This is a genomic window from Cryobacterium inferilacus (assembly GCF_019599185.1).
Lineage (GTDB): Bacteria > Actinomycetota > Actinomycetes > Actinomycetales > Microbacteriaceae > Cryobacterium > Cryobacterium inferilacus.
In genome coordinates this window covers 120,588-143,890 of sequence record NZ_JAIEUL010000009.1, presented here as the reverse complement: position 1 = coordinate 143,890, position 23,303 = coordinate 120,588, and the positions used below count along the sequence as shown (strand labels likewise).

Annotated in this window: 24 protein-coding genes and 1 tRNA gene; 10 read left to right on the top strand and 15 right to left on the bottom strand. The window is 69.5% G+C overall.

The features are described from left to right. Positions 1-32: 32 nt before the first annotated feature. From K2F54_RS10215 to K2F54_RS10205, 3 genes are read right to left on the bottom strand one after another with little or no spacing between them, the layout of a single operon-like run. A complete protein-coding gene (locus K2F54_RS10215; RefSeq protein WP_220605754.1) occupies positions 33-821 on the bottom strand; it encodes a GNAT family N-acetyltransferase in 789 nt (262 codons plus the stop codon). Positions 822-825: 4 nt separating this feature from the next. Continuing rightward, positions 826-1,749 (bottom strand): alpha/beta fold hydrolase, encoded by a 924-nt coding sequence (locus K2F54_RS10210; protein ID WP_255576958.1) that lies wholly within the window; start codon positions 1,747-1,749, stop codon positions 826-828. 20 nt (positions 1,750-1,769) lie between these two features. After that, positions 1,770-1,982 carry a hypothetical protein gene (locus tag K2F54_RS10205; protein WP_220605753.1) on the bottom strand — a complete coding sequence of 71 codons (213 nt, stop codon included), beginning with the start codon at positions 1,980-1,982 and terminating at the stop codon, positions 1,770-1,772. Positions 1,983-2,143: 161 nt separating this feature from the next. On the opposite strand from K2F54_RS10205, the gene K2F54_RS10200 reads away from it, so the two are divergent. Genes K2F54_RS10200 through K2F54_RS10190 form a run of 3 tightly spaced genes read left to right on the top strand, consistent with a single transcriptional unit; the run spans position 2,144 to position 5,841 of the window. Then, complete coding sequence (locus tag K2F54_RS10200; RefSeq protein ID WP_220605752.1) at positions 2,144-3,028, top strand: DUF4349 domain-containing protein; 885 nt, start codon at positions 2,144-2,146, stop codon at positions 3,026-3,028. Between the two features lie 10 nt (positions 3,029-3,038). Continuing rightward, positions 3,039-4,232: an acyl-CoA dehydrogenase family protein gene (locus K2F54_RS10195; protein ID WP_308287604.1), complete on the top strand. Its 1,194-nt coding sequence runs from the start codon at positions 3,039-3,041 to the stop codon at positions 4,230-4,232. Beyond that, complete coding sequence (locus K2F54_RS10190; RefSeq protein ID WP_220605751.1) at positions 4,225-5,841, top strand: threonine/serine exporter family protein; 1,617 nt, start codon at positions 4,225-4,227, stop codon at positions 5,839-5,841. The genes K2F54_RS10195 and K2F54_RS10190 overlap by 8 nt, the downstream gene beginning before the upstream one ends. A 32-nt stretch (positions 5,842-5,873) precedes the next feature. Here the strand turns inward: K2F54_RS10190 and K2F54_RS10185 are convergent, their stop codons facing one another. The 5 genes from K2F54_RS10185 to K2F54_RS10165 form a co-directional block, all read right to left on the bottom strand. Beyond that, entirely contained in the window at positions 5,874-6,119 is a 246-nt protein-coding gene (locus K2F54_RS10185) for a hypothetical protein (protein ID WP_220605750.1), read from the bottom strand. A gap of 400 nt (positions 6,120-6,519) precedes the next feature. After that, positions 6,520-7,656: a baeRF11 domain-containing protein gene (locus K2F54_RS10180; RefSeq protein ID WP_220605749.1), complete on the bottom strand. Its 1,137-nt coding sequence runs from the start codon at positions 7,654-7,656 to the stop codon at positions 6,520-6,522. 76 nt (positions 7,657-7,732) lie between these two features. Next, entirely contained in the window at positions 7,733-8,539 is an 807-nt protein-coding gene (locus K2F54_RS10175; RefSeq protein WP_220605748.1) for a hypothetical protein, read from the bottom strand. Between the two features lie 89 nt (positions 8,540-8,628). Further along, entirely contained in the window at positions 8,629-8,886 is a 258-nt protein-coding gene (locus K2F54_RS10170) for a hypothetical protein (RefSeq protein ID WP_220605747.1), read from the bottom strand. A 13-nt stretch (positions 8,887-8,899) separates the two neighbouring features. Next, positions 8,900-9,313 (bottom strand): ankyrin repeat domain-containing protein, encoded by a 414-nt coding sequence (locus tag K2F54_RS10165; protein ID WP_220605746.1) that lies wholly within the window; start codon positions 9,311-9,313, stop codon positions 8,900-8,902. Positions 9,314-9,510: 197 nt separating this feature from the next. Here K2F54_RS10165 and K2F54_RS10160 point away from each other — a divergent pair, with 197 nt between their 5' ends. The 4 genes from K2F54_RS10160 to K2F54_RS10145 are packed head-to-tail and all read left to right on the top strand — an operon-like array spanning position 9,511 to position 13,478. After that, entirely contained in the window at positions 9,511-10,533 is a 1,023-nt protein-coding gene (locus K2F54_RS10160) for an iron-siderophore ABC transporter substrate-binding protein (RefSeq protein WP_255576955.1), read from the top strand. Between the two features lie 5 nt (positions 10,534-10,538). Next, a complete protein-coding gene (locus K2F54_RS10155; RefSeq protein WP_308287602.1) occupies positions 10,539-11,594 on the top strand; it encodes a FecCD family ABC transporter permease in 1,056 nt (351 codons plus the stop codon). 1 nt (position 11,595) lies between these two features. Next, positions 11,596-12,654: a FecCD family ABC transporter permease gene (locus tag K2F54_RS10150; RefSeq protein ID WP_220605745.1), complete on the top strand. Its 1,059-nt coding sequence runs from the start codon at positions 11,596-11,598 to the stop codon at positions 12,652-12,654. Continuing rightward, the gene (locus K2F54_RS10145) at positions 12,651-13,478 is read left to right on the top strand and encodes an ABC transporter ATP-binding protein (protein ID WP_220605744.1); all 828 of its coding nucleotides are present in this window, start codon (positions 12,651-12,653) and stop codon (positions 13,476-13,478) included. The genes K2F54_RS10150 and K2F54_RS10145 overlap by 4 nt, the downstream gene beginning before the upstream one ends. A 9-nt stretch (positions 13,479-13,487) precedes the next feature. Here the strand turns inward: K2F54_RS10145 and K2F54_RS10140 are convergent, their stop codons facing one another. The 5 genes from K2F54_RS10140 to galU all read right to left on the bottom strand — a co-directional run bounded on the left by K2F54_RS10140 (position 13,488) and on the right by galU (position 17,239). Then, positions 13,488-14,366 (bottom strand): serine hydrolase domain-containing protein, encoded by an 879-nt coding sequence (locus tag K2F54_RS10140; RefSeq protein ID WP_220605743.1) that lies wholly within the window; start codon positions 14,364-14,366, stop codon positions 13,488-13,490. Positions 14,367-14,432: 66 nt separating this feature from the next. Beyond that, positions 14,433-14,508, bottom strand: a tRNA-Ala gene (locus K2F54_RS10135). 55 nt (positions 14,509-14,563) lie between these two features. Beyond that, positions 14,564-15,553 carry a hypothetical protein gene (locus K2F54_RS10130; RefSeq protein WP_220605742.1) on the bottom strand — a complete coding sequence of 330 codons (990 nt, stop codon included), beginning with the start codon at positions 15,551-15,553 and terminating at the stop codon, positions 14,564-14,566. Positions 15,554-15,607: 54 nt separating this feature from the next. After that, positions 15,608-16,267, bottom strand: coding sequence for a GNAT family N-acetyltransferase (locus K2F54_RS10125; RefSeq protein ID WP_220605741.1), 660 nt, complete (start codon positions 16,265-16,267; stop codon positions 15,608-15,610). A gap of 78 nt (positions 16,268-16,345) precedes the next feature. Then, on the bottom strand, positions 16,346-17,239 hold the full coding sequence (gene galU, locus K2F54_RS10120) for a UTP--glucose-1-phosphate uridylyltransferase GalU (protein ID WP_220605740.1): 894 nt from the start codon (positions 17,237-17,239) through the stop codon (positions 16,346-16,348). Positions 17,240-17,290: 51 nt separating this feature from the next. Between galU and K2F54_RS10115 the strand changes: the two genes are divergently transcribed. From K2F54_RS10115 to mscL, 3 genes are all read left to right on the top strand, one after another. Next, positions 17,291-17,869: a 5-formyltetrahydrofolate cyclo-ligase gene (locus K2F54_RS10115; protein ID WP_220605739.1), complete on the top strand. Its 579-nt coding sequence runs from the start codon at positions 17,291-17,293 to the stop codon at positions 17,867-17,869. Between the two features lie 57 nt (positions 17,870-17,926). Then, positions 17,927-18,286 (top strand): FmdB family zinc ribbon protein, encoded by a 360-nt coding sequence (locus K2F54_RS10110; protein ID WP_220605738.1) that lies wholly within the window; start codon positions 17,927-17,929, stop codon positions 18,284-18,286. 87 nt (positions 18,287-18,373) lie between these two features. After that, positions 18,374-18,856: a large conductance mechanosensitive channel protein MscL gene (gene mscL / locus K2F54_RS10105; protein ID WP_220605737.1), complete on the top strand. Its 483-nt coding sequence runs from the start codon at positions 18,374-18,376 to the stop codon at positions 18,854-18,856. 358 nt (positions 18,857-19,214) lie between these two features. On the opposite strand, the gene K2F54_RS10100 is transcribed toward mscL, so the two are convergent. Beyond that, positions 19,215-19,502, bottom strand: coding sequence for a hypothetical protein (locus K2F54_RS10100; RefSeq protein ID WP_220605771.1), 288 nt, complete (start codon positions 19,500-19,502; stop codon positions 19,215-19,217). Then, positions 19,495-23,244, bottom strand: coding sequence for an AAA family ATPase (locus K2F54_RS10095; protein ID WP_220605736.1), 3,750 nt, complete (start codon positions 23,242-23,244; stop codon positions 19,495-19,497). The genes K2F54_RS10100 and K2F54_RS10095 overlap by 8 nt, the downstream gene beginning before the upstream one ends. Between the last annotated feature and the right edge of the window lie 59 nt (positions 23,245-23,303).

Genomic DNA, 23,303 nt, shown 5'->3' with positions numbered 1-23,303 from the left:
CGACGCGGGCTGACAGAAGTCCGGGCGACGGGCTACCGGCTCCAGTCGTACGGCGTGGTTGTGGAGACCGTGAGCAGGCCGGCGCGCTCCAGGATCGGCCGGGAGTGCTCGGTGGAGTCGCTGTGCACCAGGGTTTTGCCCTGGGCGAGGGCCGAGCGGGCGCGGGCGTTCAGCAGGGCGCGGTAGATGCCCCTGCCGCGGTAGCCGGGCAGGGTGGCGCCGCCCCAGATGCCCACGAAGTCGGTGCCGGGCACCGGTTCGAGCCGCCCACCGCAGACCACGCGACCGTCGGCCTCTGCCGCCCACAGTTCCATGCCATCGCCGCGGGCCAGGCGATCCAGCAGCACGTCGGCCATCCGGGTGTCGACCGGGTCACCGAACGCCTCGTCCACGGCGGCGCTCATCGCCCGCACGTCCGCCGGCGAGGTGACCCTGCGCACCGTCACGCCCGGCGGGGTCGCCCCGTCGGTGCAGAGCGCCTCGAGCGGGCCGATCATGATCGATTCCGGGTCGCCCGGCGAGAACCCGGCCGACAGCAGCGTCTCGTGCAGCCCCGGCGCGTGGTCGTGGCCGCGGCTCTTCCACTCCACCCGGCTGATGCCGGGGTCGGAGCGGAAGTGCGCCATCGCGTCGGTGACCAGCCGGTGAATCCCGGCGGCATCGGCCCCCTCGAGGTCGCGATAGGTGACGAAGCCGCGCCCACCGGCAAAGGTCACCAGCCGCAACGGGCCCAGCCGCGTCACGCTGAGCGCGCTGGGCGTTTCCGCGTCGGTACGCAGCTGGGCGTCATAGGCCTGCAGATACCGTGCGGAAGAAATCATAGGTTCATGCTGGCAGGTCGGCGGCCCCGTCGATCACCCGCACCAGCACCCGGGCCACCCGGCTGCGCACAATGTGGTCGTTGCCCTCCACCCGGTGGGTGGTGACGTGCCGCATCCGTTCGACCACCTGCAGGCTGCCCGGCGCCACGAAGGCGTCCAGAGCCCCGTAGATCAGGTCGACGGGCACGTGCAGGCTGGCGATGTCGCTCACCATCGTCTGCGATTCGATGCAGTGCTCAAGGGATTTCACAAACGGTGTCCAGGTGTCGCTGGTCAGTTCCAGGATGCCCTTGGGCAGCAGCCGGCCGAGCACTGCCGCGTTGGCGAGGGTGAAGTCCTTGTTCGTGCGCAGGAACTCGTAGGCGCGCAGGTACGCCGAGATCCTGGCGCGCACCCAGGGGTCGCCGATGTCCGACGGGGTCAGGTAGATCGGCGGTCCCACCAGCACCAGGCGCGCCACGCGCATGCCGGCCGGGGAATACCAGCGTCGTTCGGCTGCGTATCGGGTGGCGATCAGGCTGCCCAGGGAGTGGCCGACGAGCACGAACGGTTCCCGCAGGCGCAGGCTGCGGATGGTGGCGGCGAGCGATGCGACGTGGTCGTCGAGGGTGTACTCGCAGCCCATCGGGGTGGGCGAGCCGCCGTGGCCGAGGATGTCGATGGCGATCACCCGGTGCCCGGGCGAGAGCTTGGGTACCACCTTGTGCCAGGTCGCGGAGGTGGAGGCGATGCCGTGCACCAGGATCACTACCGGCCCGGTCCCGGTGTCGGTGTGGACGTGCAGCCGGGGCGCACGCCTGAGCGCGGCGCTCATGCCGGCCGCGCCCAGTCGTGCCGCGCCCAGACGTGCGAAACGGCGCCGACGGATGCTCTCCGTCGGCGCCGCGCCGACCACGCCCGCCGCGGTGTCGTCCACGGGGGTGGTCATCTACCGGCTCGCCCGCGGGGCTAGCGCAGGTCTTCCTTGTAGTCGTTCTTGGCCTTGGTGGCGTCCCGCTCCGCTTCCGCGCGCTTGACGTCCCCTTCGGCCTTCTTCACCTCGGCGTCTGCCTTGACCTCGTCGACCTTGTCCGAGACGCGTTCTTTCGCGTCCTCCGCGGCGCGGCCGATCTTCTGGCCGGTGGCGTCGAGCGCGTCCTTGGCGTTGTCTACGAATCCCATGGGTTCCTCCTCAAACACGAGCTGAAATCAATCTTCGGGCGGCGGGGCCGCGAACGGCTCCATTTTCAGCGTACGGCCCGGCCCGGCGCCGAGACGCGATTGTGATCCGACTCCCAGACACCCCCCAGATTTGGGGAGAGAGCCACCCATACAGTGGGGCCATGAACCAGAGCAGAGCGCCACGATCCGCGATCCGCCCCCGCGTCGGCTGGGCCGCTGGCGTCGTACTCGTCGTCCTGCTGCTGGCCGGATGCACGTCCGCCGCCAACGACAGCGCCGACACCGAATCCGGGTCGGCGTCGACATCCGGTGAGATGCTCGGGCAGCCGGAGAGCGCCTCTGGCGACTCGCTCGCCCAAGACGCCTCCGTCGCCGACCGGTCCGTGATCACCACCGGGTCGGTCTCGGTGACGGTGACCAACCCGATCACGGCCGCGCAGGATGCGGTCACCATCGTCGAGCAGGCCGGCGGGCGGGTCGACAGCCGCACCGAGAACCCCGAGACCGACGAACAGGTCGCCAGCGCTTCCCTCACCCTGCGCATCCCGGCCGGCGACCTGGATCGTACCCTGGACGAATTGCGGGCGCTGGGCACGGTGAACTACGTGACCCTGAACGCCTCCGACGTCACCCAGCAGAGCGCAGACATCAACGCCCGCGTCACCGCCCTCACCACCTCCGTCGACCGTCTGCTCGCCCTGATGACGCAGGCGGGAAACACCGCCGACCTGATCGCCATCGAGGGCGAACTCGCCACCCGGCAGGCCGACCTGGAGAGCATGCGGTCACAGCGGGACTACCTGGCCGACCAGATCGAGTACTCCACCATCACCCTCGATTTGACCGCCACCGACACCGTCGCCCCCGGCGCTCCCGACACCTTCGTGTCCGGCATCGTGGCCGGCTGGAACGCCCTGGTGACCGCGCTCGGCGCGGCCCTGGTCGGCGTCGGATTCGCCCTGCCCTGGTTGGGAATCGCGGCCGTTCTCGGCGGGATCGTCTTCCTGCTCGTGCGCCTGATCACACGGAGACGAAACCCTACGTAGGCTTGCAGGTGTGACCGAGTCTTCCCGCGCCAACGCGCCCTCCCCCGCCGCCGTGAAACGGGTGCTCGACGACGACATTCTCGCCCGCATCCGAGCGCGCGCGGCGGCCCACGATGCGCTCAACACCTTCCCGTTCGACGACATCACCGACCTCGCCGCCGCCGGGTACCTGCGCGCCCTGGTGCCCGTCCGGTTCGGTGGGCTCGGCCTCACCCTGCCGCAGCTGGCCGACGAGCAATCCCGGCTCGCCGCCCACGCCCCGGCCACGGCGCTTGCGGTCAACATGCACCTGGTCTGGACCGGGGTGGCCAAGGTCATGCACGACCGCGGTGATTCCGCCCTCGACTTCGTCCTCACCGAGGCCGCACAGGGCGCGATCTTCGGCTTCGGTGTCAGCGAGCCCGGCAATGACCTGGTCCTGTTCGGGTCGAGCACGGCTGCCGTGCCGCAGCAGGGCGGCGACTACACCTTCACCGGCACCAAGGTCTTCACCTCGCTGTCCCCGGTCTGGACCCAGCTGGGCACCATGGGCCTGGACACCTCGGATCCCGCCCGGCCGCTGATCGTGTGGGCGTTCCTCGATCGCGCCGACCCCGGCATCAGTCGCAGGGACGACTGGGACACCATGGGCATGCGCGGCAGCCAGAGCCAGACCACCCTGCTCGACGGCGCCCGCGCTACCGCCGACCGGGTGGTGCGCCACCTGCCGCCCGGCCCGGTGAACGACCCGCTGATCTTCGGCATCTTCGCCACCTTCGAGATCCTGCTCTCGAGCGTGTACACCGGCATCGCCCAGCGGGCGCTGGAGCTCGGCGTCGCCGCCGCGAAACGCCGCCGTTCCGCGAAGCACGACGGCCGTCCGCTGGCCCAGGATCCGGACATCCGTCGCCGCATCGCCGAGGCGGCGATGCTGCTGGACGCCACCTACCCGCCGATTCAGACCCTCGCCAGAGACGTCGACGACCTCGTCGACCACGGCCCGTTCTGGTTCGCCCGGCTCGCCGGCCTCAAACACACCAGCGTGGAGAACGCGAAGGCCGTGGTCGACTCGATGCTCCGGGTCAACGGCGGCGCCAGCTACTTCACTGGTGACGAACTGGGCCGGTTGTACCGTGACGTCCTGGCCGGAGTGTTCCACCCGTCCAACGCCGATTCCGCCCACGCCACCGTCGCCAGCGCCTGGCTCGGTGCCCTCGATGACTGAGCGCACCCGACCGATTCCCACCCGTCTCACCGATCCCCGAAGTGTTGAAGTTGTCCCGTTGACTGCCGTGCCCCCGAATTCCCCACCGTCCAACACCGACCAGGTGGCCGTCCAGGCGGCTCCAACGACCGCGCCGATCCCCAAGCAGCCGTACCGCGCCCCGCACCCCACCACCCCGCGGCCGGTGACGACGAGCATCCCCATCCTGCGCGCGGACGCCAGCGGGATCGCGGCGGTGCGTGCCTACGAGGATGCGCCGAGCACCTCCACCACCGCCGTCCCGACGATCGACATCGCCGCGTACACCCGGTCGGTGCTCGACCTGGTGATGCGGCTGGCCGAGGTGATCTTCTCCTCCGGCGCCGGCGCCGAAGACGCCACCGCTGCCATGCTCGCGCTCACCCGCGCCTACGGCCTGCGCGGCACCGAGGCGAACATCACCCACACGATCATCACGCTCACCCACGAGGACCAGTCCACCCACGAGGCGATCTCGCGCAGCCGGGACGTGAAGTACCGCAACCTCAACTACGCCAAGCTCACCGCCACCTCCGAGCTGATCGCCGAGCTCATCGACGAGCCCACGGATGTGTCGGAGGCCCGCAAACGCCTGGCCACCATCGTCTCCTCCAAGCCGCAGGTCACCCTGCTGTACCGGCGGGTCGGCTGGAGCCTGGTCGGCGCCGGCGCCGCCGCGCTCATCGGCGGTGGCCCGATCGTGGTCCTCGCCGCGTTCGTCGCCGCGTTCGTGATCGACTTCCTCACCACGGCGCTCGACAAGCGCCGGGTGCCGCTGTTCTACCAGACCGTGGTCGGCGGGGCCATCGGGCCGCTGTTCGCCGCGTTCGTGCCGCTGGTGGATCCCAGCGCCACCCCGTCGCTCGTCGTGGTGGCGACGATCATCATGCTCCTGGCCGGCGTCACCACCTTCGGCGCCGTGCACGACACCCTGTCCGGGTTCTACCTCACCGGCACGGCGCGACTCATCGAGGCGCTCCTGATCACCGCCGGCCTCGTCGCCGGGGTCGCCGGTTCCTCGCTGGTGCTGTCCAGGTTCGGTCTCGACCTGCAGATCACCGCCGATCTCACCCCCACCGTGGGTGTCGTGGCGATTCAGCTGATCGCGGCCGTGGTCATCGTGGTGGGCTTCGGCCTCGCCACGCAGGTGCCGTGGCGGGCGTTCTGGGTGCTCTGCCTGATCGGCGCGGTGGCCGAGGCCATCTACCTCGGCGCCACCAGCGCCGGCTTCGGCCTGGTCTGGTCGTCCGGAATCTCCGCGATGGGCGCCGGTCTCCTCGCGGCCGTGGGCGCACGCATCGTGCGCACCCCGCCGCTGGTGATCATCGTCTGCTCCCTGGTGCCGTTGGTGCCGGGGCTGGCGCTGTTCCGCGGGCTGCTGCAGATGTCCGACGGCGACATCAACGGGCTGCTCAACCTGCTCACCGCCGGCGCGATCGCGGTGGCCCTCGCGGCCAGCGCCATCCTGGCCCAGCTCATCGTGCAGTATGTCTGGGGCCCAGGCCGGAGCCTGCAGCGCCGCTTCGTCGGCCCGCTGATGGCGCTGCCGGTGCGACTGAGCCGCAGTTCCAAGCCCGGAACTCGACTCTAGCCCGCCGTCACGGTGCCCCGTTGGTCAGTTGGTCAGTTGGGAACCTCGCCCTCCGGGGTCTCGTCCGAGACGTCTTCGTCCACGAACCGGTACGGGATGGGCTCTTCGGTTTCCCGGCCCTTGCGATAGGTGCGGGTGATCGTCTGGCCGTCCTCCACGGCCTCGAGCACCACCACGTCCTGGTATTCGCCGTTGCTGTAGTGCAGCTCGACCTCTGTGCCGGACCCGATCACGTTCGGACCGAATAGCACTGCCTTGTACGTTCCCTGTGCGCTCATGATCTCCCGGCTCTTCCGCGCCCACTCGTCCCAGTGACGAGGCGCCTCATCGCTGACAGCCTACGTCGACACCCGCGAATGGCACAGGGCATCGCGCTCGAAGTGCCCTTTGGGTCGAACCCGCGTATGGTCAAACCATCGGTGCCGCTAGGGCTCGGGTCGAAGGAGTACACATGGCTGACAAATCACCCAAGAAGGATGCGACCAAGAAGGTCGCCGGCAAGTCCCTGAAGGAAAAGCGCGCCGACAAGCAGGCGAAGTCCGCTGAGACCGAGAAGGCGCGCAAGCGCTAACCGCCTCGAGCGAGCCGCCCACGCGCGGCGCACGACACTCACCGGTGCCGCCTGTCGCGGGCGGCACCGGTTTCGTCTGTGTCCAGCCACGCGGTCCGGCCTCGCGGTCAGACCATGAACCGCACTCCAGCCGCGACGGCCCCGCCACCGGGCATGTCATCGGCGCGCACCGCGAAGATCTCCGCCCGAGACAGCAACGCGCGGCGCAGGATCTCATCCACCACGCCGTAGCTGACGGCGTCGTCCTGGCCGCTCAGGGTGAGCGCGCCGGTTTCGTCGTCGACGAGTCCCGGAACGCTCTGGTCGATGTCCACGAACAGGGTCTCCACCGCCCTGTAGGTCGCCGCCCTGGCGACGTCGCTCAGGTCGGTGACCGCCCGGCCGTGCGCGGCCCTGCGCGCCATCCGGTCCTTGAGCTCGGCGAGTTCGGTCGCGTACAGGTCGTCCAGGATGCCCCGCGCTGACCGGCCGAGATCCTCGTCGGGGGTCTCCTCCGGGTTGCCGGCGATGATCGCGTCGGTGAGGTTGGGGTAGTTGTTCACCGACCGGTAGATACCCGCAAGCGGTTCGGCCGCGGCGAGGATCAGCGGCAGGTCCAGCCCGCTCAGCACCGGGCGCAGCGCCCGGTCGATCGCCCTGGCGTACTGGCGCATCCGCACCTTCTGCCCTTCGGCGCCCTGGATGCGGCCGCCCATGATGTGGCTGTCCTGGGTGCGGCCGTTGATCGACGGCAGGCCCACGGCATCCGCCACATCGCTGGGCAGCCCGGGCACCGACACCGCGTACACCGGGCTGTCCGCGCTGATCTCCAGCAACCGCACCGAGTTCTGCGCCAGCGCCAGCACGAACGCGGACTGGGGGAAGGTCACGGCGCGCAGCAGCGGCTTGAGGTAGAACCGGTCTGAGACCTCCAGCGCCCCGCTGAGCCGGTTGGGCAGCCGGAAGGTGCGCACGCTGCCAGGGCTGGCGAAGATGGCCAGGCTGTACGACAGCAGCCGCCAGAAATCCGAGTCTTCGATCAGGTCATCCAGAGTCTCCTGCAGTTCTTCGATGGTGGCCTTGTCGGTGCCGGCGTCGCGCAACTGCAGCACGGCCTCGGTGAGCCGGTTCTTCAGTTCCACCCTGGCCTTCTCCGAGTCCTGCGGCAGCGGGGTGGTGCTCAGGTAGATCGAGACACAGGGATGCTTTCGCACGGCCGCGAGGGTCTCGACGTCGTCTCTGGTGGGTATATCGGTGTGCAGCACGGCACGAGCTCCTTTGATCCGGGCGTCTCACGAATGCCGACCCCCTGCTCGACCGTGAGCCTCTTACCCGGCCACTCTATCCACTCGGGTCTGATCGCATAAGGGTGGCCAGCGCGTGCTCGCCGCGGATGGTCGCGAGCATCGTGAGGATCTCCTCGACGACCCCGGCGGTCACCCCGGTGCAGGCGATGCTGTACCGCCCGACGGGTTCCAGACCGTCGGCGCGCACCCGGATCACCGCCCAGCCCACCTCTTCGAGGGCGGCGTCCTTCTCCCGGTCGGAGACCTCCTTGAGCCCGCGGTGCGCGGTCTTGGCGCGGCCGGGCGAGTCGTATTCGATCGCGACCTTGAGGGCGGGGATGATGATATCCGGCCACACCTCCGGCTTTCCGTAGAAACTACGGTTGATCCGGATCGCGTTCACCCGGTGCGGCAGGCGGATGCGTTCGCCGAGCAGCATCCGCAGCTTTTGTTCGGCCTGGGAGGTGCGGGTCTTCAGCCCGGGCTTCATGAACGGCACCCCGCCCTCCTGCCTGGCGGCGGGAGCCGCGGCGTTCCTCAGGCATTTCGGGCAGCCCGGCCCGGTCAGGGTCTGGCTCACGCTGGCGCGGTACCTGGAGTGCCCGCGGGTGCAGATCCAGTCGTACTCGGCGCCGAGCCGGGTCTCCCGCGCCAGGGCGTCCCGCCCGGCTGGGGCCACCCGGCGCAGCAGTTCAGCTCGGCTGCGCTTGGTTTCGGCGAGGAGCATGCACAGCGGGCAGGCCCGTTGCAGGGTGATGCGCGCGTCGGCGGCATCCGCCCCGTGCCCGCAGCGGAATCGCACGGCCACGCCCGCCGTGCCCGACCTACCTGCCGTGCTCACCCTGTCTGCCTGGTCGCCCATGACCTGTCACCGTCGCTCTCGTTCGGCGTCAGGGTATCAACGACGGCCGACAGAGCACACGGAACGCACCGCTCGCCGGAGTCGAGAAGCTAGTCGTTCCGCCGGGCGGCCTGGTCGGCCAGATCGGCACGGTAAGCCCGCCGTTCGGCCCTGCCATCCCTCAGGCACAGCCGGAACGGCCACACACAGAACGCCGCGAGCGCGAGCAGGATCAGGGCGGCCCACGGTAGCTGGAGGTAGAACAGGTACGCCGCACAGGCGACGAGAAAGACCATCATGAAGATCCACATGGCGGCATAGGACAGGTTGACGACGCCGGTGCGGCTGGAGTACATCGCGGATGACATGGTGTTTCCTCGCTCAGGCGCCGGTGTGCGATTCGATGAGCGCGCGCATCCGCGGCAGGCCGAACTGGTCGGCGATCTGCACACCGGTGTGGCTGCCCAGGTCGGGGTCGGCGCCGGCCGTGAGCAGGTCGGCCAGGATCGGCTCGTTGCCCCGGAACACGGCGCAGGCCAGGGCCGTCTGCCCCATGCCGTTGACGATGGCGGTGTCGGCGCCGCGGCGGAGCAGTTCCTGCACGGTGTCGTGGTGTTGCGCGTACGCGGCCACGATCAACAGGCTGTCGCCGCGCGCGTTGACCAGGTTGAGCGGCACGCCGGCGTCGAGCATCTCGCCGAGCGGCCCGGTGAGGCCATCGCGAGCCAGGTCGAAGACACCCTCGACGACGGCATCCGACGATCCGGCAGCCTGGTCGTCCGCGTGCGCTGTCATGATCGTCTCCCGGTTTCTCGAACAGAACAACCGCCACGCCATCGGCCTGCCGGTTGTGGCGAACCGGTCAAGTCTAGCCGCAGCTCCGGCTGGCAGGGATAGTGGCGCGTGGGCGTCGGTGGACATTAGGGTAGGCTTACCAAAGTTTTGACGCCCTCGCGTCTACGCCCCCGCCACCAACATGAATAGGGAATCCTATGTCAATCTCCCGTTTTCTCGGCCTCAGCGCGGCCACAGTCATGACCATCGGCCTTGCCGCCTGCTCCACTCCCTCGGCGGAGACGTCCGATTCGGCAGCCCCCGCCGCCAGCGGCGCCTTCCCCGTGACCGTCGAGCACGCGCTCGGAGAGACCGTGATCGAGACGCAACCCGAGCGGGTCACCACGATCGGCTGGGGCAACCAGGACGTTGCGCTCGCGCTCGGCATCGCTCCGGTCGGCGTCGATGACCAGACCTGGTCGATGGACGGCAGCGATGGGCTCGGTGTCTACGACTGGACTCTGGATGCCTACGAGGCGCTCGGCGCTGACGAGCCGGTGGTGTTCTCCACCGCAGACGGCACCGATTTTGAATCCATCGCCGACACCCAGCCCGGCGTCATTCTTGCCGGCTACTCCGGAGTGACCGAGGAGGACTACGCCACTCTGAGCGAGATCGCGCCGACCGTCGCCTACCCCGATGCCGCCTGGCTCACCCCGTGGCGCGACGTCGTCCTCACCGACTCCGCTGCTCTCGGTCTCGCCGACGAGGGCCAGGCGCTCGTCGACTCGCTCGACCAGGAGATCGCGGACGCCACGGCAGACTCCGCCTTCGCGGGCAAGAAGGCGGCGTTCTTCTACATGAGCGCAGCCGACCTCTCCACCATCTCGATCTACGGCCAGGGCGACTCGCGCACGGCCTTCCTCGCCGATCTCGGCTTCGATCTTCCCGAGCTTGCCGGCGACGGCGACACCTTCTACCAGGACGTCAGCGCCGAGAACGCCGATCAGCTGGCCGACATCGACGTGATCGTGAGCTACGGCGACAGCGATGAGCTGCTCAAGGCCCTGCAGGCCGACCCGCTGTGGAATACGCTGACGGCCGTGCAGAACGGTGCTGTCGTCTCGGTCGGATCCGGCGATGCGCTCAGCGGCGCCGTCACCCCGACCGCGCTGTCGATCCCGTGGATGCTGACCGACTACGTCGCCCTTCTGGACGGTGCCGTCGCGCTCGCGAAGTGACCTCGGTGCACACAACGGTCGATGACCGCCGCCGCGCCCCCGCCACTTCGGTGGGGGCGCGGCGGCGCGCTCTGAGCATCGCCGGTTTGATCGCCGGCGTGATCATCGCCATCCTGCTCTCCCTGGCATTCGGGTCGCGAACCGTCTCGATGGCGGAGATCATCGATGGGGTCACCTCCTGGGTGCAGGGGCAAACACCGTCGCACATCGGCGCGATCGCGGTTCAGGCGCGCATCCCGCGCACCGTGCTGGCCATCATGGCCGGCGCCGCACTCGCGCTTTCCGGGGCGCTGATGCAGGCCATCACCCGCAACCCCATCGCCGACCCCGGCATCCTCGGAGTGAACACCGGCGCCGCGCTCGCCGTCGTCTGCGGAATCGCATTTTTCGGGATCACCTCGCCATACGAGTACCTCTGGCTGGCCCTGGGCGGCGCTATCCTGACGTCGATCTTCGTCTACAACGTCGGCTCGGTCGGACCCGGCGGTTCCACGCCCATCAAACTGGCGCTCGCCGGAGCGGCAACGACGGCAGCACTGGGCTCCCTGGTCAGTGCGGTCCTGCTGCCCCGCACCGCAGCCATGGACACCTTCCGGTTCTGGCAGATCGGCGGCGTCGGCGGCGCCGACTGGGGCACGATGGCGGTCATTGCCCCCCTGCTCGTGGCCGGCACCCTGGTCGCCTTCATCTGCGCACCCGGGCTGAACGCGCTCGCCCTCGGAGACGACGTCGCCGTGGGACTCGGCGTGCGCATCGGCCGCACCCGGCTGCTCGCCGCCGTTGCCGGCGTGGTGCTCTGCGCCGCGGTCACCGCGGTCGCCGGTCCCATCGCGTTCGTGGGTCTCATGGTTCCGCACGTGGTGCGCATGCTCGTCGGTCCCGATCAGCGCTGGATGATGCCACTCTCGGCGCTGGGCGGCGCCATCCTGCTGACGCTCGCAGACACCATCGGGCGCCTCATCGGCTACCCCGGCGAGACGGAAGCGGGAATCGTCACTGCCTTCGTCGGCGCCCCGGTCCTCGTCATCATCGCCCGCCGCAGCCGAATGAGGGCACTCTGACATGACCACTCTCCCCGCTACGCCCGATATCGCCGCACGCACAGCGCTGGTCCGCGCCGGCCGCATCCGCCGCTCCCGCCGTCGTGTGCTCGTCATGGTCGTCCTCGCCGTGGCGGTCCTGGCGCTCCTGAGTGCCGTGATCATGATCGGCAACACGATCTACCCGGTCTCCGACGTCCTCGCCGTCATCCGCGGTGAGAGCGTGCCCGGGGCCTCCTTCACCGTCGGCACCCTACGCATCCCGCGGGCGCTCGTCGGAGCCCTCGCCGGACTCGCCTTCGGCGCAGCCGGCACGACGTTCCAAACGATGCTGCGCAACCCTCTCGCCAGCCCGGATGTGATCGGCATCAGTGCTGGAGCCAGCGCGGCCGCCGTCGTCTGCCTCGTCGTGCTGCGCTGGAGCGGCACCGCCACCATGTTCGCCGCCCTCATCGCGGGCGTGGCCACGGCCGCGGCCATCTACTTCGCCGCCCGCGGCGGCGAGTCCACCGGCGGCCGGCTGATCCTGATCGGCATCGGCATCGGGGCGATGCTTGACTCGGTCGTCTCCTACACGATCCAGCGGGCCGCCGAATGGGATGTCGCCGTCGCCATGCGCTGGCTCACCGGCAGCCTCAACGGCTCCCGCTGGGAAGACGTCCTCCCGCTCGGCATCGCCGTGGCCGTGTTACTGCCGGCGCTCGCCCTGCTCTCGCGGCAGCTGAAAGCGCTCGAACTCGGCGACGCCGCGGCAACGTCACTGGGCGTGCGGGTGGACCACGTGCGCATCCTGCTCATCCTCGCTGCGGTCGCCCTCACCTGCTTCGCGACCGCGACCACAGGGCCGATCGCGTTCGTGGCGTTCCTTGCGGGCCCCATCGTGAGCAGGCTGGTCGGTCACGGGTCCTCGCTGACCATCCCGGCGGCCCTGATGGGAGCCTGCCTGGTCCTTACCTCTGACCTCATCGGCCAGTTCGCGTTCGACACCCGGTTCCCGGTCGGTGTCATCACCGGCATCCTCGGTGCGCCCTACCTGCTCTTCTTATTGATTCGCACATCCCGCCGCGGAGGCTCCTCTTGACTGCACAGCATCAACTGACCGCAGAAGCCCTGGTGTCTGGCTACGGCAACAGGACCATCGTCGACGGCGTCGACCTCGAACTGGCGGCCGGGCGCATCACCGTGATCGTCGGGGCGAACGCGTGCGGCAAGTCGACACTGCTGAAGACTCTGGCACGGCTCATCAAACCGACCAGCGGTGCTGTTGTGCTCGACGGCAAACTGATCAGCGAGCTGCACACCAAGCAGCTGGCCCGCACCCTCGGCCTGCTCCCTCAGCAGCCGATCGCGCCGGAGGGCATCGCCGTCGCAGACCTCGTCGGGCGCGGACGGCATCCGCACCAGAAGCTGTTCCAGTCCTGGACGACCGACGACGACCGGGCCGTCGTGGAGGCGCTGGACGCGACCGGCATCGCAGACCTCGCCGACCGCAGCGTCGACGAGCTCTCCGGTGGCCAGCGCCAGAGGGTGTGGATCGCCATGGCGCTCGCTCAACAGACCGATATTCTGCTGCTGGACGAGCCGACAACGTTTCTCGACATCGCCCACCAGGTCGAGGTCCTCGACCTGCTCACCGACCTCAACCACCGTCGAGGCACGACGATCGTCATGGTGCTGCACGACGTGAACCTCGCGATCCGCTACGCGGACACCATCGTGGCGGTCAAGGACGGCAAAGTGCTCGCGATGGGAGAGCCGTCCGAGGTCGTCACCTGCACACTCATAGAAGAGGTCTTCGGCCTCCCCAACAGCATCACGGCCGACCCGGTCTCTGGCAAGCCGATGGTCACCCCGATCGGGCGGCACCATGTGCGCTTGACACAATCGGCGACGCATCCGTCCTAGGTCGGCGCCTCAGCTCCCGCCCTGCTGCAGGGTCGTGACGACGCGCTCGGCCATCCGATCGGCCTTGACATGATCCTGGGCGGTGATCGTGACCACGGCATCGCCGCAGAAGACGAGTAGCTGTCCGTGGGCACCGTGCAGACGCCACGCATCATCGGGCCCGGCCCAACCGGAGAGCGCGTAGCGCCGGTACGCGGGCCCGGTTTCCGGCCCCCGCTCGAACCAGTCGGAGTGCATGGCCTGCACCCAGCGCGAGGACACGATGCGCTGGCCCTGCCAGACTCCGTCGTCGCGGATGAGCTGCCCGATCCGGGCCAGTTCGGTCGTGCGCAGGTGCAGTCCTCCTCCGGCCAGGATCCAGCCGTTCGGGCAGCGCTCCCACGCGGGCTCCTCGATCTCCAACGGCACGAACAAGCGCCGATCGAGCCACCGGGGCACGTCACCCACAACGGACTGCAGAGCCCGCATCGCAGTGTAGGTGCTCGCGTTGGAGTATTGGAAGACCCGTCCTCGTGATGGACGGCTGAGGAACTCCCGCGCCAGGTCGGGCCAGTCCGTCATCATGGTCTCCGACCACGGCAGGTCGATACCGCTTGTCATCTGGAGCAGGTGCCGCACTGTGACGCCCGCCACGTCCGCACCGGGTGGGAAGTCCGGCAGGTACGCGGTGACCGGCTCATCCACGTCGAGCAGCCCCTCGTCGGCGGCGATCCCGATCGCCAGAACGCAGACGCCCTTGGCCACCGAGTGCACATCGCGGCGATCATCATCGCTCCAGTGATACTCGGCGCTCTCGTGACCGACAAGCACGTGCACGGCATGCGCGGCGAAGCCGTCTTCCTCGGCTATGGCAACAAGGCGGTCCACGATCAGCTGCGCTCGACTCATCGCCCCGTTTTCTCTACACATGCAACAAGGATCGAAGCCAACTGGCTTCGATCCTTGTGCACTCTGTGGTGGAGCTAAGGAGATTCGAACTCCTGACCTTCTCATTGCGAACGAGACGCGCTACCAACTGCGCCATAGCCCCAGACTGCGTACTTACATTATCACGCGAGCGGATGCGGCATACACCGTCCGGCGGGTCAGCCGACGGCTCTGCGGCGGCGCAGCACGGCGTCGAGGTCGGTCATGCCCGGCTCGGTGTCGCCGATGATGCCCATGTTCGCGAACCGGCTCGGCGCGGCTGCCGGGGCGGTCTTCGCCGCGGCGGCCCTGGCAACCACCGGGCGGGTGATCGGGGTGACCTCCGACGGGGCGATGGCCTCGGCCATGGCCGCGGCCCGGCGCTGCAGTTCGGCTTCGGCGGCGGCTTGGCGCAGCTGCGCGGCCGCGTCCACCGACGCCATCGCGGCCTGCGCGATGGAACCGGGCGAGAGGTGCAGCGGCTTGGGCAGCGGCTGCGGGGTCCACGGGCTCGGTTGGGCGACCGGGGCCTCGTCGAAGTGCACGGGTTCGAAGCGCTGACCGGTGGCGCTGCCGGGCGCGCGGCGGCCCAGGGTGGCGGTGTCGGCATCCGTCGCGGTGCGCGGCGCACGGGCGGCCCGGCTCACGGCGGCGAGGCGGCCGAGGGTCGCCAGGGCGGCGACGGCGGCGACGAGCCCGCCGGCCAGGAGGGTCCAGGCGCCGGAGGCCAGCATGGTCGCGCCGACGACGGCGGCGACGAGGCCGATGAGCAGAACCAGGGAGGAGAGGGCACGCATGGCGCGCAGGCGCTTGGCCTTGCCGGCCGGGGTGAGCACCGGCGGGCGGGCGGCGGCGGCGCGCAGCACGGCGGCACGGCGGGCGGCCGTGGCGGCGTCGCCGGCGGCTTTCGCGGCGATCCGGGCGTCTTCCTCGGCCTGGGCGAGAATCTTTCGTTGGGTGGACACACCGCGCGCGCTGGTCTCCACGCGAACCTCCTGGGGGATCTCCGACGTCTCGGCCAGGATCCGCAGGGTCTGCTGCAGTCGCACGGCGTTGCGTTCGGTGGCGAGATACTGTCGACGTCTGGCCCATGTCGGCATGAGGTACGTCACCCAGAGCGCGGCGGCAACGGCCACCATCACTCCCCCACCCAGGACTTCGCTACTCATGATCCCTACGGTATGAGTCGCGGCACCATCCATGCCTGATTACCGGGGGGTGTGTCATTTGTCGGCCACCGGCAGCGGCTGCGCCGCGGCGGCCCGGTCGAACTCGTTCACTCGCGCCTGACCTTCGGGCACCAGGCCGTCCTGCCAGCGGCGCAGCACCCCGCCGCGCACTTCCTCGGCGACCAGGGCGAACGCGAAATGGTCCCGCCAGGCGCCGTTGATGTGAATGAACCGGCGGCGCAGGCCCTCGTAGCGAAAGCCCAGCTTCTCCACCACTCGCAGCGACGGCGCGTTCTCCGGTCGGATGCAGATCTCCATCCGGTGCAGGCCGAGCTGGCCGAAGCAGTAGTCGGTCGCCAGCGCCACCGCGATCGGGGTGATCGACCGGCCGGCGAATTCCTCGCCGACCCAGTAGCCGATGGATGCGCTGGAGAGCGACCCCCAGGTGATCGACGAGACGTTCAGCTGGCCGGCGAGTTCGCCGTTGTACTCCACCAGGAACGGTAGCCCGCTGCCGGTGCGCGAGTGCGTGAGCAGGCTACGGATGCTGGCGCGGGTGTCGAACGACATCGGCGCGTACGGGCTGGTGGCCTCCCAGGTGCGCAGCCAGGACCGGTTCGCCATCAGCTCACGCTCGAGGGCCTTGGCATCGCGCAGCCGAATCGGGCGCAGGGTCACTGCGCCCTCGCGGAGCGTCGGAATCGCGGTCGGCACGATGAACCCGTCTACTTGGGGGCCGAAGCCCGATGATGCCCGAATCCTAGCCCGGGACCGACCTGTGAACAGGCGGTGCTACTCGAGGGTGGCGGTGAACTCCTGCAGCCAGGGGCGCAGCTCGGCGCCGAGGTCGTCGCGGTCGACGGCGAGCTGGATGATGGCCTTGATGTAGTCCAACCGGTCGCCGGTGTCGTAGCGACGGCCGCGGAAGATCACGCCGTAGACGCCGCCGGTGGTCTCCGGGTTGACGGCCATTTCCTGCAGGGCGTCGGTGAGCTGGATCTCGTTGCCCTTGCCCGGTGCGGTGTGCTCGAGCACGTCGAACACCTCGGGGCGCAGCACATAGCGGCCGATGATGGCCAGGTTCGACGGCGCATCCGCTGCGGCCGGCTTCTCGACCAGGCCGGTGATGCGCACCACGTCGGGGTCGTCGGTCTTCTCGATCGCGGCGGCTCCGTAGAGGTGGATCTGCGACGGATCGACCTCGAGCAGGGCGACGACGCTGGTGTTGCGGCTGATCTGCTCGGCGAGCATCTTGTCGAGCAGCGGGTCGCGGGCGTCGATGATGTCGTCACCGAGCAGCACGGCGAACGGTTCGTGGCCCACGTGCATCTTGGCGCGGAGCACCGCGTGGCCCAGGCCCAGCGGGTCGCCCTGGCGCACGTAGTGCATGTCGGCGAGGTCGGTGGACTCGTTCACCTTGGCCAGACGGTCGCGGTCGCCCTTCTGGATGAGCACGGCTTCGAGCTCGGTGACGCGGTCAAAGTGGTTCTCCAGGGCGTTCTTGTTCCGCCCGGTGATCATCAGTACGTCGGTCAGTCCGGCGGCGACGGCTTCTTCGACGACGTACTGGATGGCCGGCTTGTCGACGACGGGCAGCATTTCCTTCGGCATGGCCTTGGTCGCGGGCAGGAACCGGGTTCCCATTCCAGCAGCGGGAATGACGGCCTTAGTAATCTGAGTAACCATGGCATTAGGTTAGCGGCATCCCCACCTTCTTCCGCACCTAGGATGACTTGTATGGACTCCGATATCGAGCACCGCAAGCGGGCGCTCCGCGCAGAGCTCCGGGAGCGCCGCCAGAACCTGACCACCATGGAACGCGACGCCGCCACCGCCGGCTTCACCGAGAACCTGCAGAGCATCGTGCTCGACCTCTCCGCGAGGTCCATCTCCTGCTACCTCTCCGGACCCACCGAACCCAACACCCGACCGTTCGTGAACTGGGCCGAGGAACGCGGCATCCGCGTCCTTTTCCCCGTCTCCCGCGACGACGGCCTGCTGGACTGGACCGTCGGTGAGGACCAGACCGAGATCCAGGGCCTGTCCGGCGCGCCGGAGCCCTCGGGCGAGCTGCTCGGCCCGATCGCGATCAACGACGTCGACCTGATCATCGTTCCCGCGGCGGCCATCGACCGCACCGGCCTGCGGATGGGCTGGGGCCGCGGCTACTTCGACAAGACCCTCGGGTCGATGGAGAAATGCCCGCCGGTGTACGCCGTCGTCTACGACAATGAATACCTCGACGAGGTGCCCCGCGAGGTGCACGACCAGCCGGTGAACGGCCTCGTCACCCCCACCCGGATCGTCGTCTTCTAGACTTTCCCCACCGGCCCGGCCGGCCAGCTCCTTCGAACCACGAACCGAAAAGACGCAGTGCCTACCTATTCTTACCGTTGCACCGAGTGCGACACGGCCTTCGATATCCAGCAGGCCTTCACCGACAACACCCTCACCGAGTGCCCCACCTGCGGCGGGAAGCTGCGCAAGGTGTACTCGTCGATCGGGGTCAGCTTCACCGGCTCCGGCTTCTACCGCAACGACTCCCGCGCCGAGTCCGGCAAGTCGAATTCGCTGTCCGCCGAGAAGAGCGCCGCCAAGTCGGAGTCGAAGTCGGACTCCACCCCCGCCGCGAAGCCGGCCGAGAAGTCCGCACCGGCGACGCCGTCGTCCAGCTCGTCGTCGGGCGGCTCGGGATCCAGCTCGTCCCCGACGCCGGCACCCAAGTCTTCCTGAATTCGGATTCCGCGCTCTTCCGGCTCGGCGACAACGTCCGGTAATATCGAGGACGCGGTTCACACCCGCCCTACGTAAGGAAGAACCATGATCCAAGGCTTCAAAGCATTCATTATGCGGGGCAATGTCATCGACCTCGCCGTCGCCGTCGTCATCGGCGCCGCCTTCACCGCTGTCGTCACCGCAATCGTCGAGAGCGTGTTCAACCCCCTGATCGGTGCCATTTTCAACGCCGACAGCCTCAAGACCTCGTTCCTGATCGGCCTGCCCGGCGGTGGCGAGCTGGCGCTCGGCGCCGTGCTCGCGGCCATCATCAACTTCCTGCTGATCGCCGCCGTGGTCTACTTCGTCTTCGTGCTGCCGATCAACCGGATGAAAGAGGCGCAGGAGCGCCGCCTGGCCGCCCAGGCACCCGGCGTGGAGGAAGCAGCACCGCTCACCGACATCGTCCTGCTGAGCGAGATCCGCGACCTGCTCGCCGCCTCGGCCCGTACCTCAACCGCCCCGGGCGTCACGGATGCCGCCGCCGCGGCGCGTCCCGCCGACGGCACCCCGAAGCACACGCTGTAACCCGCACGATCCACGCCCGGCGGCTCGCCGGAGCACCTCGGATGGCCTCCTGGATCCTGTCCAGGGGGCCTTCTGCCGTCTCCCGGCCGGCATCGCACGCTGACTTGCCAGTTGAGGCCCACTCCGCACGCCCCACTGGGCCCCAACTGGCAACTCACCGCGGCCCCTCCCGATGACTCGCCGGTTGAGGCCCATTCCGTGTGCACCAGGGGGCCGCAACTGGCAACTCGCATACGGCGAGGTTCCGGGCGCACCACGACATGCCGCGAAGTGCCCCTTGGAAGCGCTCCAAGGGGGGGGCTTTTGCCGCGAGTCGCTCCGCCGAGCACGGCCGAGCCGAGCCGGGCCGGGCCGGGGGCTACCAGTGCGGGGGCTTGTCCTGGCGGAGCCTGGCGTCGTTCGCGCTCGTGGAGGAGCCGTCGCCGGAGGTCTGGCCGCCCTCTTCGCGGGCCGCCGGCTCGGGGTTCGGGTCGGTGTCCGGGGCCGGGGTCAGGCGCGCCCGACGGGCACCCGCCGACCGCACGACGCGTTGGCGAGGCGTGGCGTCGGCGGGCGCGGTGTCAGCCGGCGCAACCTCGGCCGGCGCGACCTCGGCGGGCGCGGTCGCGTCCGGTATCGCGGGGTCGGCCGGGGCCGGGTCAGGCACGGTGCGCCGGACCGCCCGACCCCTCGGTCGGCGTCAGCCCCGCGAGGGCGGCGACGCGGGCGGCCACCGCATCCGGGTTGCTGAACAGCTCGAAGCTGTGCACGCGCAGGTAGTGCCAGCCCAGGCGCCGCAGCACCTCGGGGCGGAGCCGGAGGGATTCGCGCAGGCTGGCCCGGTTGACCACGGCGTCGGTCTCCACGACCACGGCGCGGCCGGCGTGTGACGCTGCCAGCGCGAGCTTGCCGCGGTGACCGAGCGAGACGGTGAGACCCTTGCGTTCGAGGCGGCGGGCCAGGTCGACGAGCATGGCCTCGCGGGCATCCGGCACGGCCACCTCGTTACGGCGGGCCTCGGTCTCGGTGAGCACCTGCGAGAGGGCCAGGATGCCGTGCCGCTGCCGGTCGGCGTCGATGTCGATGGGGCGGAAGCAGGAGACGATGTCCATGGCGCGGCGGGCGCGGGTCATGCCGATCGCGAGCAGGCGTTCGCCGCCCGGTTCGCCGAGCGAGCCGAAGTTGCTCAGCAGCCGGCCGTGCGGGGTGCGGCCGTAGCCGATCGAGAAGATCACCCGGTCGCGGCTCTGCGCCACGGCCTGCTCGAGGGTGAGCACCGTGAACGGTTCGGCACGGTCCTTGAGGATGAAGTCGCTCAGGTCGGTGCGCTTGGCGAACGCGGCGAGCACGGCCTGGTGCACGCGCACGGCGTGCCGGGCGCTGGCGGTGATCACCATCAGGGATTCGCGGGGGCGCTTGACGGCGTGGTCCATGACCAGGTCGACGACCTTGGCCACCTCGGCATCGACGCTCTCCACGGCGCCGCTGTCGGCGTCTGGCATGCCGTGACCGCCGGCGACGTAGTTGAGGGTGAGGCTGCCGTGGCCGAGGAAGCTGCCCGCCCAGGGCAGCGAGTCGATGCGGCCGCCGTAGAACCGGTGGTTCACCAGCTCGGCGAGGTCCTCGCCGCCGGCCCGGTAGCTGCGGGTGAGGGTGAGGGTCGGCAGCAGCTCGCCGAGGCGGGCGAGTGCGGAGTCGGCGTGCAGGGCGTCGACGTTGGTCTCCTGCGGAATGGGCACGTCGGCCGGTTCCACGATGCCGGTCTCGAACGGCGACGGGGTCTGGGTGACCGGGTCGCCGAACGCCACGACCTGCTTGCCGCGGCGGATCGCGCCGACGTTCTCGGCGAGGGTGGTGGCCCCGGCGTCGACGAGCAACACGGCGTCGAAGGTCATCGAGTCGTCCAGGGCGGCGACCTCGTACGGTGATGCCAGCCAGACGGGCGCGAGCACGCGGCCCAGGTGCGGGGAGACCTCGTTGATGCGGGTCGGGGTGGCCCGGTCGGCGCGCAGCAGGCGGCGCAGCTGGTCCGCCTCCTCCGGCCAGTCGACAACGCCGATCTTCCAGGTTTCGGCGAGCAGCCAGGCCAGGATCTGACCGGTACTGGCGGCGTGTGCCTCGTCGACGAGCTTGAAGTCGGCTTCGAGCCGGTCCAGCACCTGGGTGTTGGCGTTGAGCAGGGCCTTGTCCCCGCCCAGCATGACTTCCAGCACCGACTGCCACCAGGCCAGCTCGAGTTCGGCGGCCACATCGCTCTCCGACACGTGCCGCAGCGACAGGTCGTTCATCAGCGGGTCGAGGTTGTGCTCCCGCAGGGTGGCGAGCAGCGCGGTGCGCTCGTGCAGGTTCGCGAGCACCTCACTGTCGGCGGCGAGGCCGGCGACGGTGCGCTGCAGCTCGCGGAGGGGGCGGGAGATCAGCTGGCTGGGCGTGCCGGCGGTGCCGAGCGGCACATCCAGTTTGCCCAGGTCTTCGGCGACCCGCTGGTAGGCGACGTGCACGTCGTTGATGCCCACGGGCACCTCGGGGGTGACGCCGGCGGCCGCGTAACGCTGCCACAGGGTGCGCTGCTGCTGGATGCGCCGCAGGCTCTCGTTCATGTCGCTCACGTGCACGCCGGGTCGCAGGTACTCGTCGGCGAGCTTGCGCAGCCGGCGCCGGTTCGCGCCGGTCATCTCCGGCGAGTCCCGGCGGGCCGAGGTGGCGGCGATCAGTTCGGTCAGCGACCGGTCGAAGACGGCGGGCTGGAACTTGTCCAGGGTTTCGCGGATGTCCAGCAGCAGGCGCAGGTAGAGGCCCAGCTCGTGCACGGTCTCGAACGGGCGCAACCGGGTCTGGCCGATCAGGTGACCGGCCCGCTCGAGCAGGCGGGGCAGGTCGGGCTGATTGAGGCGCTTGGCGAGGTCGTGCGCGGCACCGGCATCCGCCGTGGAGTTGAAGGACGCGCCGTACCAGGGCGAGTCGCCGGGGCCGTAGCGGAACTGGCCGAGCACGGCGGCCTTGATCAGGATCGCCGCGGCGCTGGCCCGGTCGTGGGCGAGGCGCTCCAGGGCGACCCGGTCGAGCCGGGCGGTGGTGGACGGCGGGGACGGCAGCTGGGCGAGCCTGGCGAGTTCGCCGAGCGCGTCGAGCACCGAGACACCCAGCACGGTGTCCTTGCGGGTGAGCGCCGACCGGTAGTCGAGCAGCACCTTGCGCAGGCGAACGAGGGCGTCGTCGACGTCGCCTACCTTGGGCTGCACGCACTTCTCGTTGCGGGTGATGGACTGGATCAGGTCGCGGCGCAGGGTACGCGGGGTCACCGCGACGCCGGGCAGGCCCACCTGCACGAGTCGGTGGGCGATGCCGTCCAGGCTGGAGCGGCGGGCGCTGACGACGAGCACACGCTTGTGCTGGGCGATGAGCGAGCCGATGGCGTTCACGATGGTCTGGGTGCCGCCGGTGCCCGGCAGGGTCTTCACGACGAGGGAGTTGCCTGCGCTGATCTGCGCGACGACGTTCTCCTGCTCGGAATCGGCATCCAGCAGCAGAGTGTCGGTGCCGGGCGGGCGCACGTCTTGCGCCACCGGCATGACCGGGTGGTAGGCCATCTCGATGGCGCGACGGGCCGTGGGGTTGCCGGCAACGGCGTCGAGCACCGGGTGGGTGAGCTTGTGGGCGTCGACGGCCATGGCCCGGCCGACGTCGGCGAAGGATGAGGCCACCAGGCGGGGCACGACGTTGAACCAGGGCAGGTGCGAGGTGAGCCCGCGCAGCCGGTCGATCACGGGCTGAGGCTTGAACGCGCCGTTCGTCACGGCCAGGGCCACGAAGGCGTCGGCGTCGAGGGTGATCTGGAACTGGTCGTGCAGCGCGCGCGCCAGCTCCGGGTTGAGGAACGGGGCGCCCTTGAGCTTGAGTTCGAAGTCGCGGCCGTAACGACGGATGGCCAGCGGGCGCAGCAGCACCGGCGCGGTGAAGTCCACGTCGCCGTGGCGCCACTGGGCCAGGCCGATAGCGAGGTGCACCGATTCGATGCCGCGCATGGAGCGCAGCTCGATGCCCTTCTGGGTGATCTCGTTCGCGGCCAGGCGGGCGTTACGCAGCGCCAGCTCGTCGCGGATCAGGTTCGACAGCAGGGTGGTCTTGCCGGTGATGAACTGGGGCAGACCGCCAGGGTGGGTGGCGGAGAGTTCGATGCGGGAGCGCGGGCTGTCGCCGAAATGCAACAGGGGTGAGTGCCCGCCGACGGCGGCGAGTTCGTCACGCCAGCGCTGCCAGGTGGGCTCGGCGATGTTGCCGGCGATGAGCGCCGGGTCACCCAGACTCACCGAGTCCGGGGAGGTTGCATATCGCGAGCCGGCTGACGGCGCGTCGGTGTACTCCGACGTGAAATCGTCATCTTCTGGTTTTTTATCGAGGCGCCACACACCCATACCCTATTTCTTGGGCGGGCGGTTCTCGGTTAGGCCACCCGGGTTTTTCGCGC

Excerpts from the sequence above, each read along its gene's own strand:
- K2F54_RS10215 (WP_220605754.1), bottom strand. The coding sequence starts at position 821 with ATGATTTCTTCCGCACGGTATCTGCAGGCCTATGACGCCCAGCTGCGT.
- K2F54_RS10210 (WP_255576958.1), bottom strand. The coding sequence starts at position 1,749 with ATGACCACCCCCGTGGACGACACCGCGGCGGGCGTGGTCGGCGCGGCG.
- K2F54_RS10205 (WP_220605753.1), bottom strand. The coding sequence starts at position 1,982 with ATGGGATTCGTAGACAACGCCAAGGACGCGCTCGACGCCACCGGCCAG.
- K2F54_RS10200 (WP_220605752.1), top strand. The coding sequence starts at position 2,144 with ATGAACCAGAGCAGAGCGCCACGATCCGCGATCCGCCCCCGCGTCGGC.
- K2F54_RS10190 (WP_220605751.1), top strand. The coding sequence starts at position 4,225 with ATGACTGAGCGCACCCGACCGATTCCCACCCGTCTCACCGATCCCCGA.
- K2F54_RS10185 (WP_220605750.1), bottom strand. The coding sequence starts at position 6,119 with ATGAGCGCACAGGGAACGTACAAGGCAGTGCTATTCGGTCCGAACGTG.
- K2F54_RS10175 (WP_220605748.1), bottom strand. The coding sequence starts at position 8,539 with ATGGGCGACCAGGCAGACAGGGTGAGCACGGCAGGTAGGTCGGGCACG.
- K2F54_RS10170 (WP_220605747.1), bottom strand. The coding sequence starts at position 8,886 with ATGTCATCCGCGATGTACTCCAGCCGCACCGGCGTCGTCAACCTGTCC.
- K2F54_RS10165 (WP_220605746.1), bottom strand. The coding sequence starts at position 9,313 with ATGACAGCGCACGCGGACGACCAGGCTGCCGGATCGTCGGATGCCGTC.
- K2F54_RS10160 (WP_255576955.1), top strand. The coding sequence starts at position 9,511 with ATGTCAATCTCCCGTTTTCTCGGCCTCAGCGCGGCCACAGTCATGACC.
- K2F54_RS10150 (WP_220605745.1), top strand. The coding sequence starts at position 11,596 with ATGACCACTCTCCCCGCTACGCCCGATATCGCCGCACGCACAGCGCTG.
- K2F54_RS10140 (WP_220605743.1), bottom strand. The coding sequence starts at position 14,366 with ATGAGTCGAGCGCAGCTGATCGTGGACCGCCTTGTTGCCATAGCCGAG.
- K2F54_RS10130 (WP_220605742.1), bottom strand. The coding sequence starts at position 15,553 with ATGAGTAGCGAAGTCCTGGGTGGGGGAGTGATGGTGGCCGTTGCCGCC.
- galU (WP_220605740.1), bottom strand. The coding sequence starts at position 17,239 with ATGGTTACTCAGATTACTAAGGCCGTCATTCCCGCTGCTGGAATGGGA.
- K2F54_RS10115 (WP_220605739.1), top strand. The coding sequence starts at position 17,291 with ATGGACTCCGATATCGAGCACCGCAAGCGGGCGCTCCGCGCAGAGCTC.
- mscL (WP_220605737.1), top strand. The coding sequence starts at position 18,374 with ATGATCCAAGGCTTCAAAGCATTCATTATGCGGGGCAATGTCATCGAC.